At 32.5% G+C, this 14,974-nt stretch carries 15 protein-coding genes; all 15 read left to right on the plus strand.

The features are described 5' to 3' along the window. Nucleotides 1-24 precede the first annotated feature (24 nt). The 15 genes from JOC47_RS04780 to JOC47_RS04850 all read left to right on the plus strand — a co-directional run bounded on the left by JOC47_RS04780 (nt 25) and on the right by JOC47_RS04850 (nt 14,954). Nucleotides 25-1,509: an NAD(P)/FAD-dependent oxidoreductase gene (locus JOC47_RS04780; protein WP_204700842.1), complete on the plus strand. Its 1,485-nt coding sequence runs from the start codon at nt 25-27 to the stop codon at nt 1,507-1,509. Beyond that, a complete protein-coding gene (locus tag JOC47_RS04785) occupies nt 1,502-2,773 on the plus strand; it encodes an NAD(P)/FAD-dependent oxidoreductase (RefSeq protein ID WP_204700843.1) in 1,272 nt (423 codons plus the stop codon). Before JOC47_RS04780 ends, JOC47_RS04785 begins: the two co-directional genes overlap by 8 nt. Further along, nucleotides 2,773-3,144 carry a DUF1667 domain-containing protein gene (locus JOC47_RS04790; RefSeq protein ID WP_204700844.1) on the plus strand — a complete coding sequence of 124 codons (372 nt, stop codon included), beginning with the start codon at nt 2,773-2,775 and terminating at the stop codon, nt 3,142-3,144. The genes JOC47_RS04785 and JOC47_RS04790 overlap by 1 nt, the downstream gene beginning before the upstream one ends. Nucleotides 3,145-3,157: 13 nt before the next feature. Continuing rightward, the gene (phnD, locus tag JOC47_RS04795) at nt 3,158-5,014 is read left to right on the plus strand and encodes a phosphate/phosphite/phosphonate ABC transporter substrate-binding protein (protein WP_204700845.1); all 1,857 of its coding nucleotides are present in this window, start codon (nt 3,158-3,160) and stop codon (nt 5,012-5,014) included. A gap of 244 nt (nt 5,015-5,258) precedes the next feature. Continuing rightward, nucleotides 5,259-5,654: a dihydroxyacetone kinase phosphoryl donor subunit DhaM gene (dhaM, locus tag JOC47_RS04800; RefSeq protein WP_204700846.1), complete on the plus strand. Its 396-nt coding sequence runs from the start codon at nt 5,259-5,261 to the stop codon at nt 5,652-5,654. Nucleotides 5,655-5,745: 91 nt separating this feature from the next. Continuing rightward, the gene (locus JOC47_RS04805) at nt 5,746-6,369 is read left to right on the plus strand and encodes an ATP-binding cassette domain-containing protein (RefSeq protein ID WP_204700847.1); all 624 of its coding nucleotides are present in this window, start codon (nt 5,746-5,748) and stop codon (nt 6,367-6,369) included. A 19-nt stretch (nt 6,370-6,388) separates the two neighbouring features. After that, nucleotides 6,389-7,174, plus strand: a complete 786-nt coding sequence (locus tag JOC47_RS04810; RefSeq protein WP_204700848.1) for an ABC transporter permease — start codon at nt 6,389-6,391, stop codon at nt 7,172-7,174. 181 nt (nt 7,175-7,355) lie between these two features. Beyond that, nucleotides 7,356-9,014 carry a diguanylate cyclase gene (locus JOC47_RS04815; protein WP_204700849.1) on the plus strand — a complete coding sequence of 553 codons (1,659 nt, stop codon included), beginning with the start codon at nt 7,356-7,358 and terminating at the stop codon, nt 9,012-9,014. Nucleotides 9,015-9,135: 121 nt separating this feature from the next. Further along, on the plus strand, nt 9,136-9,993 hold the full coding sequence (locus JOC47_RS04820) for an NAD(P)/FAD-dependent oxidoreductase (protein ID WP_204700850.1): 858 nt from the start codon (nt 9,136-9,138) through the stop codon (nt 9,991-9,993). 91 nt (nt 9,994-10,084) lie between these two features. Continuing rightward, nucleotides 10,085-10,483: a hypothetical protein gene (locus tag JOC47_RS04825; RefSeq protein WP_204700851.1), complete on the plus strand. Its 399-nt coding sequence runs from the start codon at nt 10,085-10,087 to the stop codon at nt 10,481-10,483. A 113-nt stretch (nt 10,484-10,596) separates the two neighbouring features. Beyond that, entirely contained in the window at nt 10,597-11,025 is a 429-nt protein-coding gene (locus JOC47_RS04830) for a Fur family transcriptional regulator (RefSeq protein ID WP_204700852.1), read from the plus strand. A 70-nt stretch (nt 11,026-11,095) separates the two neighbouring features. Beyond that, entirely contained in the window at nt 11,096-12,445 is a 1,350-nt protein-coding gene (locus JOC47_RS04835) for an HD domain-containing protein (protein WP_204700853.1), read from the plus strand. 11 nt (nt 12,446-12,456) lie between these two features. Then, nucleotides 12,457-13,197 carry an MBL fold metallo-hydrolase gene (locus JOC47_RS04840; protein WP_204700854.1) on the plus strand — a complete coding sequence of 247 codons (741 nt, stop codon included), beginning with the start codon at nt 12,457-12,459 and terminating at the stop codon, nt 13,195-13,197. Nucleotides 13,198-13,416: 219 nt separating this feature from the next. Continuing rightward, nucleotides 13,417-14,262, plus strand: coding sequence for a fumarate hydratase (locus JOC47_RS04845; protein ID WP_204700855.1), 846 nt, complete (start codon nt 13,417-13,419; stop codon nt 14,260-14,262). A 161-nt stretch (nt 14,263-14,423) separates the two neighbouring features. Then, nucleotides 14,424-14,954, plus strand: coding sequence for a Fe-S-containing hydro-lyase (locus tag JOC47_RS04850; RefSeq protein ID WP_204700856.1), 531 nt, complete (start codon nt 14,424-14,426; stop codon nt 14,952-14,954). The last annotated feature ends 20 nt before the right edge of the window (nt 14,955-14,974 follow it).

Raw genomic sequence — 14,974 nt, forward strand, 5'->3', positions numbered from 1 at the left:
AATCACTTTAGGGAGGGAATAATTTTGAAAGACAAAACAGATATTTTAATTATCGGTGGCGGAGTAACTGGATGTTTCGCGGCAAGAGAATTAAGCCGGTATGATTTAGATATTACTTTAGTAGAAAAAGAACCTAGTTTATGTACAGGAACTACTAAAGCAAATACAGCATTAATTCATGCTGGATTTAATGCAGATCCTGATAAACTAAAAGGTAGACTAAATATGCGGGGAAATCAGCTATATCATGAACGAATTCAACATGAGTTAGATGTTCCAATTGAATGGTTAGGAGCTTTGGTAGTAGCTAAAGAAGAAGAGAAGTTGCCTAAGTTAGAAGAACTATTAGAAAAGGGACAAGAAAATGGAGTGCCGGATTTAGAGATTGTTAAAGGTGACGACATTTATGATTTAGAACCTCATTTAGCAGATGATGCTATAGCAGCATTACATGCACCGACAGCAGGAATAGTAAATCCGTTTGAATTAACCGTAGCTTTAGCAAATAATGCCGCTATGAATGGAGCCGATGTCTATTTAGAAGCGGGAGTAGAAGATATTGAAGATAAAGGTGAGACTAAGTTAGTGAAGACGGCTAAAGGAGATATTGAAGCTGATATTGTAATTAATGCAGCAGGCTTGTACGCTGATAAAATAGCTAATATGGTCGGGATAGATAAATTTGAGATTACTCCTCGCCGTGGGGAATATTATTTATATGATAAGCAGGCAGATATTGATGTACAAACAACTGTTTTCCCAGTGCCAACTAAAATCACTAAAGGGATTGTAGTAACGCCAACTGATGAAGGAAATGTTTTAATTGGCCCAAATGCAGAAGTGATTGAAAGTGTAGAAAATAAATCAACTACAAGAGAAGGACTAGATGAAGTTTTAAATGGAGCCCAGAAGACAATACCTGAGTTAAGTAAACGAAATGTGATTAGAGAGTTTGCAGGTTTAAGACCAGCCATTACAGAGACTGGTGACTTTTTAATTGAAGCTAGTGATGAAGTGCCTGGTTTTATTAATGTAGCAGGAATTCAATCACCTGGATTAGCATCTGCACCAGCAATTGCAGAAAAGGTAGTAGGTATTGTAGAAGAAGAAATAGGAGGTTTAAAAGAAGACCCAGACTTTGATCCTAATTATGAAGGACCTCCTAAGTTTAGACACATGAGTCATGAAGAGCAGGCTAAATTGGTAGAAGAGGACGAGAATTATGGTCAGATTATCTGTCGTTGTGAATCAGTGACTAAAGGAGAAATTTTAGAGGCAATTAGAGAACCAGTAGGAGCAAGAACAGTTAATGATATTAAACGAAGAGTTAGACCAGGTTCCGGACGATGCCAAGGTGGATTCTGTGAACCAAAAGTAGTTAATATATTATCTGAAGAATTAGGGATTCCAGAAAATGAAGTGGTACTAGAAAGTGAAGAATCAAAACTTTTAAGAGAAAGAACAAAAGAGCCTTTACTGAATGAGGAAGAGGTGTCAGATAATGAATAAACAAGAATACGAATTAGTAGTAGTCGGTGGAGGGCCAGCAGGATTAGCAGCAGCACAGGAAGCATATGACCAAGGGGTTAGAGATATCTTAATTTTAGAAAGAGATTTTGAGTTAGGCGGTATTTTACAGCAGTGTATTCATAATGGCTTTGGTTTGCATTATTTTGGTGAAGAGCTAACAGGTCCTGAATACGCACAGCAATTTATGGAGAATGTCAGAGAGCGTGGTGTAGATATTAAACTAGATACTATGGTGTTAGAAGTAACGCCTGAAAAAGATGTCTATGCTATTAATTCTGATGATGGAATGCTTTATATCGATGCTGAAGCAGTAATTTTAGCAATGGGTTGCCGAGAAAGAACGAGAGAAGCCATTGATATTCCTGGAACTAGACCAGCGGGAGTTTATAGTGCAGGAACTGCACAGAGATATGTGAATATGGAGCAGTGGATTCCCGGTGAAAAAGTAGTGATATTAGGTTCTGGTGATATTGGCTTAATTATGGCGCGAAGAATGCATTTAGAAGGTGCAGAGGTAGAAGCCGTCTTAGAAATCATGCCTTTCTCTGGTGGACTAGTGCGAAATATTGTGCAGTGCTTAGATGATTTTGATATTCCACTAAGAATGCAGCAGACAGTAACAGAAATCCACGGTAAAGATCGTTTAGAAGCAGTTACGGTAGCAGAAGTTGATGAAAATATGCAGCCAATTCCAGGTACAGAATATAAAATTGAATGTGACACATTATTATTATCAGTAGGCTTAATTCCAGAGAATGAACTATCAAAAGATGCCGGAGTCAAGATGCATGATGTCACAGGAGGGCCAATTGTGAATGAAGGTCGAGAAACAAATATTGAAGGTATCTTTGCTTGTGGTAATGTCCTGCATGTACACGACTTAGTAGACTGGGTAACAGAAGAAAGTTTGGTAGCAGGTAAGACAGCCGCTAACTATCTGCAAGGTGGCATTGATAAAAGAGAGCAAGAAATCGAAGTGAATCCAGGTGAAAATGTAGGTTATATTGTTCCCCAAAAGATAACTAATGACGTAGAAGATAGAAAACTAGTTGATTTATATATGAGATGTAAGAAACCAATGGAACATGTAACAATTAATTTATATAGTGGAGATAAGAAGTTATTAGATAAGAATGAGCGGAGAGTAGAACCGGGAGAAATGATTACTTTCCCTGTTCCAGAGCAGATGATATCTGATGATATGGATAGTCTAAAGGTTGATATTGTGAAGGAGGGAGAATAATGAGTGAAACAGTAGAAATCACTTGTATAAGTTGTCCAATGGGCTGCGATGTAGAACTAGAAGTTAATGAGGATGATGATATTGTAGATATCGACGGTAATAGTTGTCAAGCCGGGATAGAGTATGTTAAGAATGAATATCGTAATCCGACACGTATTTTGCCGACTACTGCTAGAGTCAAAGGTGGGGTGTTACCATTAGTCCCAGTGAAGACTGATGAGCCAATGCCTAAAGGATTATTAGATGAAGCAATGGAAGAGATAGCTAAAGTAGAATTAGAAGCACCGGTAGAATTAGGTGATGTAGTAATTGAAAACATTTTAGATACGGGGGTTAATATCGTTGCTACTAGAGATCTGCCTAAAAAATAGGGAGATGAATTAAATGAATAAACTACTAAATAAATTTGTGCTTTTAACATGGCTATTAATTATTGCTTTTAGTTTCTCTTGGAACAAATTAAATGCTATCAATGTTATTTTGTTAGCTGTCATTGCTGTAGTTGCAGGTTTTTATACTGTTCAGTGGCTGCGTTTTAAAAATGATTCTGAAGAGAAAAATTTACTTGATTTATCAGAGAACGTTTCTTTTAAAGCGCAGCAATTAATCTGGCTAATTAAAGATAATAACACAAAGATACAAGATTTAACTGAGTTATTTGAGGAAATTGCTTCTGGAGCTGAAGATAATGCTGCTAGTATAGAAGAGATATCAGCTTCTATTGAGGAACTATCTTCTTCTTCTGAAGTTATTAGTGATAAAACTGATTCTTTAGAAGAAGTTTGTAAAGTGGCTTTATCTTCGGCTCAAAAAAATAAGAAATGGATTAAAGAAGCGGCTGAAACATTAATTGATGTATCGGATAACGTAGAGCAATCTAGTCAGTCAATTGATGATTTGCGAGAAGTGTCACAAAGTATATCAAGTTTATTAGATAGAATTAAAGAGATCACTGACCAAATAGACTTACTCGCTCTAAATGCTTCTATTGAGGCAGCTAGAGCAGGAGAAGCAGGTCAAGGATTTACAGTAGTTGCTGAAGAAATAAAGAGTCTATCGGAAGAAACAGATGAATTAACAAATGAAATACAGACCACTATTAATGAGATTAATAATGAGGTAGAAAATACTAGTCAAATCATTGCAGATGGTGTAGATGAAATTGCTGATGTAGAAGATATTTCACAGAAATCAATTGATGGATTTGATGATATTACTGATAATATTAATCGGATTATTGATTTAGCTGAGGAATTGTCAACTCAAACTGAATCTCAGGCAAGTGCTACAAGTCAATCTACTATAGCTGTAGATTCAATTACGCAAGAATCAGTTAAAATTTCAGATAAGGTCCAAAAAGCTTATTCAATTATTAAAGAGCAGAGTCAAAATAGTGAAGATGTCTTAGATTATTCTAAAAACCTTAATCAAATAGGATATGATTTGCATCAAAAATCAGTGCAAGAAAAAGATGATGATACTATAATATTTGGAGTCAATCCATTTGCTAAACCAGAGGTAGTTAAAAAGTTATATGTACCTATTCTTAATCAAGTTAGTGCTAGTTTAGGCAAAGAGGCTAAAACTATTATTGTAGCAGATTATGAATCATTAATAAATTATATTGATCAACAATTAATTGATGTAGGATGGTTTTCACCTTTAGCCTATGTAGAAGCAAGTGAAAAAGCAGATATAGAACCCCTTGTAACTCCTGTAATTAATGGTCAACCTAGTTATCAGGGTTATATTTTCACTAGAAAAGATAGTGGAGTAGAGCAATTAAATGAGTTAAAAAATCGTTCTATTGGCTTTGTAGACCCTTTATCTGCTTCGGGATACATTTACCCTAAGAACTTAATTCAACAAGCAGGAGTTAATTTGCAGCATGATTTAGATAGTATTCAATTTTTAGGTAATCATGATAAAGTAATTAAAGGAGTTTTAAATAATAAAGTTGATGTAGGGGCAACTTATGATGAAGCTTGGGCTAGAGCACAAGAATCTGGTTTGGCTATAGAAAAATTAAAAATTATTAAGGAAACAGAAGCAATTCCTAAAGATGTAATAGCAGGAAGAGCTGGTTTATCAAGTAGATTATTAAGCAAATTAAAGCAAAACTTTATTAAATTATCTCAAAAATCAGCTAATAATAATGTATTAACTAATGCAGGAATTGATGATTTCGTAGAAAGTGATGATCAAACATTTGATATTGTTCGTAAATATAGAAATAATTAAGAAATTAGGTTTAATTAAAATTTTGGTTGTTTTTATGAGCTATGTATGGTATGTTAAGTTTTGAACATGCCTTATATAGCTCTTTTTTTATTGGTATAGGAGCCCATGATTATTATTACCAATATTTGGAATGAAAATATTAAAAGCTTTTGCCGATATAAGATGAAATTTTCTTTCAAATCTGATAAAATTAAAGCAAGTACAATTATTTTATTGTTTAGAAATAAAAAAAGGAGGGAAAAAAATGATTGGTATAGTAGCTGTAGCACATAATCCAAAAATTGCAGAAGGTGTTAATGAATTAGCTTCTGAATTAGTTCCAAGAGAAGTTCCAGTTAGAGCAATTGGAGGAGATAGAGACGGACGAATTGGAACTGATATAGATCAAATTGTAGAGACTGTAGAAAATTTGTATGATATGACTGATGGGATTTTAATTTTAGGTGATATAGGTAGTTCGATTACTAATGCAAGAGAGGCATTAAAATTATTAGAGTTAGAGGGTTACAATAATATAGCAGTTAGTACTGCTCCATTAGTAGAAGGTGTTATGATTGGCTCCATTGAAAGTAACTTAGGAAAGAATTTAGATACTATTAAGACTAAGATTGAAAGTCAGAGAATCATTGATTCCTGGTAATAAATATATTATAAATAGTATTTAACTAATTGTTTTTATAATTATAACTAATATATGTAATTAAATTAATCCTTGCAATTGGGAGGCGGCTATGTTTTCTTTAGAAAATGTTAAATTTAAGGATGTATTAGATATCAAAGAACTAAAGTTTCCTGCTGATGAAATAACTTGTATTGTTGGCCCTAGTGGAGGGGGTAAAACTACCTTGCTGAAACTATTAAATAATTTAGTTAGTGTAGATGAGGGCCAAGTGTTATATCGAGGTCAAGATGTAGAAAAGTGGGATCCAATTGAACTACGGCAAGAGGTAATTATGATTTCCCAGCAACCAGTTACTTTTACTGAGACAGTTGGTCAAGAACTGCAAGTAGGATTTGAAATGACTGGCAGGCAAGTACCTAAAGAAGAGAAGTTAAAACAGATGATGCAGCAAATGCAATTAGATAAGAAACTATCAACATCTGTTGATCTTTTATCTGGGGGAGAAAAGCAACGTTTGGCTTTAGCACGTAGTTTATTATTGAATCGTGAGGTTTTATTATTAGATGAACCTTCTTCAGCCCTTGACCAAGCTACCGAAGAAAAAGTAATTCAGCAGTTGGCTAACTATGGTCACCACAATGATATTACATTAATTATGGTTACTCATTCTCTTAATATTGCTCAAAATTATGGGGATAATACCTTTGAAGTTAAAGAGGGGAAAATAGTTTAAAAAGGAGCAATAAAAAATAATGAATCAAGCAATGGAGCTATCATTGTATCAATTGGCAGCCGCTTATGTATTTATTCTGATTTTATTAGCTATTGTTAAATTAAGAAAAATTGACCATGAGAAAGAAATTATACTTGCTACAATTAGAATGACTTTACAGTTAGTAATAGTAGGTTATTTACTCACTTATATTTTCCAACAGAATCATTATGCTTTTACTCTTATAGTGATTTTTATCATGGAAGGATTTGCTATTTATAATATTTATCAACGAGTAGATGGAATAATAAATAAAAAACTTAAATTAGTAATAGCTATTTCTATGTTAAGTGGAACTTTAACAAGTATATTTTTCTTTTTATTAGTAGTTATTAATTTAGAACCATGGTATTATTCAAGATATTTCATTCCTATTTCAGGGATGTTAATTGGTAATTCAATGACGGGTATTTCTCTAGGAGTACAGCGATTGATATCGGGAGTTAAAGAAAAAAGAGCACAAATTGAAGCGGCTTTGATGTTAGGAGTAACTCCTAAACGTGCTACTAGAGAAATTGTAAATAAAGCATTTAGTTCTGCTATTTTACCAACTATTAATTCTATGATGGGCATGGGAATTGTATTTTTACCAGGAATGATGACAGGTCAAATTTTATCTGGTGAGGCTCCTCTGTCGGCAATTAGATATCAAATTGCTATCATGATGGGGATCGCTGGAAGCGTGTCATTAACAATAGTTATTTTTGTTTATTTAGGGTATAAGACTTTCTTCAATGAACGAGCCCAATTAAATATTAATAAATAAAACTAAGGTCAGCCTAATATCAGGCTGACCTTTTAATATTTTTTGCAATCTTAATCTAATAAAGGTAAATAATTATAAATGTAGAATAAATTAATTAAAGATATACAAAATAAAGAAAATGATAAATTTTATGTAATAAAAAATCAAATTCTATATTAAATTTGAAGGAGTTGTGTCATAGATGGTGGATAAGATTAATAATAAAACTTTAGATAATAGTCTTTATTTCTACTTGGGATTTTGTATGTTGATAGTTGTGCTATTTACTATAGTTCAAATTAATATGATGAATTTATTAAAAAAGAACGATGACCAAATAATTAAATTAGACTCTTTTACCTCACCTCAAAAAGAAAATGGAATGAATTATTATCGTTTAAAAGAAGGAGACCCTCATCAATATCAATTTAAGACCACTATTAGTGGGGAAAAGTTGAATGAATTAAATGGTGATAATTATGAGTTGATAGTTTATCAATTTACTGCTCAGTGGTATAAAATTTATTTCAACGGATTTTTAATTGGTGGTAGTGGCGATTATCAGGATCATAACAGTAACATTTGGAATCAGTTTGCAAAATATTCAATTCCAGAGCAATTAATTAAGAGTCGTAATGAAATTAAGGTTAAAGCCTATGGGGCTTATGAAATTGGTACTTTGAATTTGCCTTTGATGATTTCTACAATTGATTTTACAAATAAAATTTATGAATTATTTAAATTCCTTTTTTATTATTTTTATTTAGTAGTGATTGGTATAGTATTAGTTAATTTATTACTTTTAATGTATATTGTAATTATTAGCCCTAATAGGGATAATGAATATATTTATTATATTTTAGCTAATATTTTTTTAATACCTCCTATTTTTGATTATATAACTTTTTATACTTTGCCCATATCTTTGCTTGCTTTTAAAAAAATAATCATGGCTAGCAATTGCATAATGGTTATTTTCACTTCTATTGGATTATATAAACAATTTAAAAAGAGGGTAAATATGATTGCGGGAATTATATTATTATTTGTATTATTATTTGGTTTAATAAGGTTTTCTGCTTTAATTGGGTTTGTTAATTATTGGAATGTGCTTAATCTTTTCATGACAATTAATTTAGTAACTTGGTTATATGCTACAGCAGTTAATTTAAAGAATTCTTATATAGCAAAAGTTATTTTTATTACTACTTTGTTTACTTTATATGCGCCGATTAATATGATGATCTTGTCTACTTTTAATATTAATATAGGAATGACAGATAGTAGATTTTTACTATTTCCTCTGTCTTTTATTTTAATTACACTGTATCATTATGTGGAATTAAATCGAACTATAGCTCATGAACAGAATCGGTCGCAATTAATGTATGAGAGAGCAATTAAAGATGAAATGACTGATACCTATAATCACCAATATATAGTTGATTTTTTAGAAGATAAATACGGGATGTATTCCATAATTATGTTAGATATTGATGATTTTAAGGAAATAAATGATCAGTATGGGCATCAAACTGGTGATTTTGTAATTAAATATGTAGTAGAAAAAATAAAAAGTAATATTCGTAAGAATGATATAGTAGGACGTTATGGAGGAGATGAATTTATAATCGTTTTAGATAAGTGTCCTCAAGAAAAGGGAGAAGAAATAGCTAAAAAAATAAAAAAAGATATAAAAGCTCTGCAACAGACACCCCAAGAGGAAGAAATAGAGGTTACAGTCTCTTTGGGAGTTTATCAGGTGGAAGAAGAGAAGAATAGAAAAGTGGTTTTAAAAGAAGTTGACCAGAATCTCTATCAAGCTAAAAAAGAAGGTAAAGATAGAGTAGTGGTAGGATAAATTTTTGCTAACTAAGTTTGATAATTAAAGAAGATAGTTATATAATAATATTGGGAAATTTTAATATTAGGATATAAAAATTGAGTATATAGTTAAAAGATTATAAAGTGGAGGGATAATTATGACAGAAGAAGTATATGATTTAGCAATTGTTGGCGGTGGGCCTGCTGGTATGTCAGCAGCTGTGAATGCTCGAGCAAGAAATAAAGATGTGGTTATTTTTGAAAGTGGTCAATTAGTAAGTAAAGTTGATATATCTCCCCATATTAGAAATTATTTAGGTTTTAGTGATATAACTGGTCCTGAATTGGCAGAAAAATTCATCTCTCATATTGAAGATGAAAATATTCCGGTGATTAATGAAAAAGTAGTTAAAGCTTATCCAATGGGCGATAAGGTAATGTTAACTACTAATAGTGAAAATTATGAAGCAAAGAAATTAATTTTAACAGTAGGAGTTAATCAAAAAGCTGAAATTGATGGTGAAGCAGATTATGTAGGAAAAGGTGTAAGTTATTGTGCAACCTGTGATGGTAAGTTATATGAAGGTCAAGATGTAATAGTAATTAGTGAAAGCGCTCATCATGAGGAAGAAGCTAACTTTTTAGCAGATGTCTGTGATACTGTTTATTATGTTCCCCAATATGATGAAATAGAACATTTAGATGATAGAATTGACATAATTGAAGGAAATCCAGAAGAGATAAAAGGTGAAGATACAGTCAATAAAGTTCAATTAGATACGGGAGAATATGAAGTTGCTGCTGCCTTTATTTTAAGAGATAGTGTACCTCCATCTGAAGTAGTACCAGGATTAGAATTAGATGGTTTACACATTAAAATTGATGAAAATTATGAAACTAGTGTAGATGGTGTTTATGCTGCTGGAGATTGTGCAGGAGAACCTTGGCAGTTAGCAAAAGCTGTAGGAGAAGGACAGTTAGCCGCCTTAAAAGCTATTAGAGAATTGGATAAATAGTGAAAATTTGAATAAAATTTAATGAATATTTTTTAGCAAATTGAAAATAATTATAATATAAAAAAGATCTTATAAGAAATAAGGTGGTAAAGTGTCCTGTGAATTAGCAGTATTAGGTATAGGAGATGTGCGTAAGCAGGATAGAGGATTAGCTGTCTACCTTTTAGATGCTTTACGAGAAGCTTTCACTTGGATGGATGTTAGTTTTATCTATGCTGGTAAAAACGGTAGAGATTTATATGAGATGCTACAGGATATAAAAGCAGATAAAGTTTTGATTTTAGATACGAGTGATGAAGGAATTCAGCCAGGAGAATTTAATTATTTGACGCTTAAAGTACCTGAAGCAGAATTTATGAAAGAGATGCTAATTGTGACGATTGGAATTTTTAGTGATGACTGGGGGAAAAAGCTATCTAAATTACTTGATCAGGAATTTGCACAGATTGTAGATAAAGTTTCTAGTCTGATTTTAAGTCTGTTAAATTAATTATTGAGCCCACATTAATTGTGGGCTTTTATAAATTTTATGTTGCTAATGTTGACACTTAATGTAAAGGTACGTTATAATTAAAGTAAATTCATACTTTAGTAGGTGAAATTATGGCTGATTTAAATAGTTTAAAAAATATTCTAGCTGCTAATAACTATAAGTTAACTTCGCAGCGCAAACAAATTTTAAAGGTATTGCTTGATAGTCAAGGTGAACACTTGAGTGCTGAGGATATCTATGAGATTTTAAAAGAAGATAATCCAGGGATAGGATTAGCAACTGTCTATCGTACTTTGGAATTGTTTTGTGAATTAGGTTTAGTACAGGAATTGGATTTTGATGAAGAAAGAAAAAGATATGAAGTAGAAGGAGAAGGGGCTCATCATCACCATTTAATTTGTTTGAATTGCAATAAAATAATTGAATTTAATGATGAGATTTTGGAAGACTTTGAACAGAATTTGCAACAAGAATATAATTTTGAAGTTACAGAACATAAAATGAAGTTTTATGGTTATTGTAAAGATTGTAAGGAATAAAGTAGATAGTGTTTAATAAAGATTCCAGTAATTCTGGAGTCTTTTTTATTTATCTGATGAGGTGAAAAAGATGAAGTTAAAAGAAATAAAAAATCAGATGACTGATTTAGCAGGAACAATATATTTAGTTGGAGGAGTAATTCGTGATTATTTATTAGAGGAAGAGTTAAAAGATATTGACTTAGTAGTTGCAGGGCCAACTAAGGAAGTTGCTCAAAAATTTGCTGCCAGAATGGATGGGAGCTTTGTAGTTTTAGATGAGCAACGTTCGATGTATCGAGTAGTTACGGCTGATTTAATTTATGATTTTAGCCCTTTAAGGGGAGAAACAATAATAGATGATTTAAGCCGCCGTGATTTTACTATTAATGCTATAGCCTTAAAATTAGATGATGCAGTTTTTCCTGAACAGAATTGGATTGACCCTTGGGATGGTTTAGAAGATTTAGAGCAAGGGTCTTTGAGAGTAGTTAACAAGAGCAGTTTTACAGATGATCCTCTGCGAATATTAAGGATGATTAGATTTAAAGCTCAATTTAATTTTGAGATTACAGAAATGACTGAAGACTTAGCTTTAGAAGCCTCTTCTAAAATAACAGAAGTAGCTAATGAACGAATTAATACAGAATTACAACTTATTTGTTCTTATTCAAATGCAGCTGAAAGTATAAATCATCTGCAAAATATAGGAATTATGTCCACTTTGATACCTCAGATTGAAGAATTACAAGAAATTGGTGCTTGTGAGTATCATCAAGAAGATGTGTGGACACATTCTTTAGCAGCAATAAAAGAAGTAGAAAATATGTTAAGCAAAGGTTATTGGATTAATAAAATAAATAAAGATAATATTCCCCTCTTAAAAATAGCAGTTTTATTACATGATTATGGTAAGTTGTTTACTAAAGAAAAAATTGATGGTAAAATACATTTTTATGGACATGAAAAAGTGGGGGCTAAAAGATTGCGTTCCCTTTTAAAAGAATTGACTTTTAGCAATCAAGAAATAAATTATATATTTAAATTAGTACGTTATCATATGCGTCCCTTCTCTTTATATCAGGCCGATAATTTAACTTTTAAAGGTAAATATAGATTTTTTAAAATAGGAGCGGACGTTGTAGAAGATATTTCTTTAGTTGCGGCTGCTGATAAATCAAGTACTGCTAAATTGAATAATCGCACTCAAGAAATGGCAGGTTTCTTAGAATTTCTCCGCCAGTTAATTGCTGATAAAGAAAAGTTCATAGAGCAAAGTAAGGAACAGTTAATTAATGGGAATGATTTAATAGAGGAACTAAACTTAGCTGAGGGCCCAAAAATTGGCGAGGTTCTAGCTGAAATTGAAAAGTTACAGGCGCAAGGTGAAATTACTACACGAGCTGAAGCATTGAAAGTTGCTCAAAACTATATTGATTAGGAGTGATAGAGATGAAAGTAACTGTGTTAGGTAATCGGTCTCCCTATCCAACTCAGTCTAGTGGAGGATCTAGTTATTTAGTACAAAACGAAGATAAGAATATTTTACTTGATGTGGGTCCTGATACTCTGCATAATTTACAGAAGATAATTCCCTGTCATGAGTTAGATGCTGTAATTATATCACATTTGCATTTAGATCATTTTTTGGATTTGTTACCTCTTCACCATGCAATTACGTTGGCCCTTAATAATGGCTATAGAGATGAAGCTTTAGCTGTTTATCTTCCTTTTGACGAAAGTGAAGAGTTAGACTTTATTCGGACTAAAGTGGGAGAAGAATTTCATTTGCAGGAGATAAATTCTGAATCTCAATTGGATTTTGAAAAATTAAAAGCTTGTTTTCATCCTACCACTCATTCTAAAGAGTGTTTAGGAATTAAAATTTGTGATTCAACTTCAATGTTAGGGTATACTGCAGATACTGCATTAGATGCTCAACTAGTAGATTTTTTCACTGGAATTGATATGTTATTAGCAGAGGCTAGTTTGCTAGAGAAAGATAAAGATAAACGTTCTTTAGGCCATATGACAGTTGGGGAGGCTGTTCAATTTGGAGCTAGAGCAGGTGTTAATAAACTGCTTTTGACTCACCTTGCTTCTACCTATGATTTAGTAGAAATTGAATCAGAGGTGCCTCAGGTTTATTTTGATGTAGAAATTACTAAGGTGTTAACAGAATATAAAGTATAGATAGAAGTAAGTAGCTAGGAGCTAGTAGTTAAAAACATAAAATCAAATTCAAAACCTAAAATATTAACCTAGTATTCAATAATTCAAAGCTATGAACTGTTTTTTGGTTTTGAATTTACTACTAGCCACTAGCTAGTAGATAATATTTTGATTATTGAAATATATTTGCTAAAATGTATTAAGGGAATAATATTTATTGAATAGGAGGAAAATAATCGGATGAGAACTATAGAAGCAGAGGAGATAACTAAAGCTGTAGCGCGATTATGTAAAGAGACTAATTATAATTTAGGTCAGGATGTAATTCGAGCTTATAAAGAATCATTAGCAGCCGAGGAGTCTGAAGTAGCTCAAGAAATTTTAGAACAGTTAATACAAAATGCTGAAATTGCTCAAGAAAAGGAAGTTCCAATTTGTCAAGATACGGGAATGGCTGTAGTATTTTTAGAATTAGGTCAGGATGTAAATATAGTAGGTGATGATGTAACTGCTGCGGTTAATGAAGGAGTTAAAAAGGGATATCAAGAAGGGTATTTACGTAAATCTGTGGTCAGTGACCCGTTAATTGAGAGAAAGAATACTGAAGATAATACTCCAGCAGTAATCCATACTACAATTGTACCAGGCGATGAGTTAAAGATCACTGTGGCTCCTAAAGGATTTGGTAGTGAAAACATGAGTCAGATGAAGATGTTTAATCCTACAGCGGGAGCAGAAAAAGTAAAGGATTTTGTGGTACAGGTGGTAGAAGAAGCTGGACCTAATCCCTGCCCGCCAATAGTTGTAGGAGTAGGTGTTGGTGGAACATTAGATAAAGCGGCTTTATTAGCTAAAAAATCACTGCTGCGAGATATTGGAGAACATAACTCTGACCCTAAATATAAATCTTTAGAAGAGGAAATATTAAATGCTGTCAATGAGACTGGAGTTGGCCCTCAAGGTTTAGGCGGTAAGACGACGGCTCTAGCTGTTAATATTGAAGAATATCCAACTCATATTGCTGGATTACCAGTAGTAGTTAATATTAATTGTCATGTAGCACGACATAAAACAGTGGTATTATAAACTGTCAGCTATGAGCAAAGTACTGTAGAGATTTGGTACTGCTAAATCTAAATTAAATATAGTTTTAATGGCCTGAAAAACTTAACTGTTATATTATTGTAATTGTTGAATTAGTAAAACATACATAAGTGAAATTAATTGAGAAGGGAGTAGAATTCATAATGGCTGAAATAAAATTGGAAACTCCAGTTACTGAATCTGAAATAAGAAATTTGAAAGCTGGAGATAAAATAAAACTATCAGGAGTTGTTTATACTGCTCGCGATGCAGCTCATGAACGATTAATTGAAGCATTAAATCAGGGACGAGACCTGCCTTTTGATATGCAAGGGGCGGCGCTTTATTATGTTGGCCCAGCTCCAGCTAAACCAGGTGAAGTGATTGGCTCAGCTGGTCCTACTACTAGTTATCGAATGGATCCTTTTACGCCTCAATTATTAAAAAATGGCTTAAAAATAATGATTGGGAAAGGGAATAGAAATCAGAAAGTAATGGATACTATGAAAGAAGAAGGTGCAGTTTATTTAGCAGCAACTGGAGGAGCAGCAGCCTTAATCAGCGAAAGAATAAAAGAGATGAAAGTTATTGCTTATCCTGATTTAGGAACAGAAGCAGTGAGGAAATTAAGAGTAAAAAATCTGCCTCTTGTTTGTGTTATAGATAGCACTGGTAAAAATTTGTATAATAGATAATAGTATATTTCTACAGACTA

Origin of the sequence: Halanaerobacter jeridensis, from assembly GCF_016908315.1 — a bacterium.
GTDB classification, from domain to species: domain Bacteria; phylum Bacillota; class Halanaerobiia; order Halobacteroidales; family Halobacteroidaceae; genus Halanaerobacter; species Halanaerobacter jeridensis.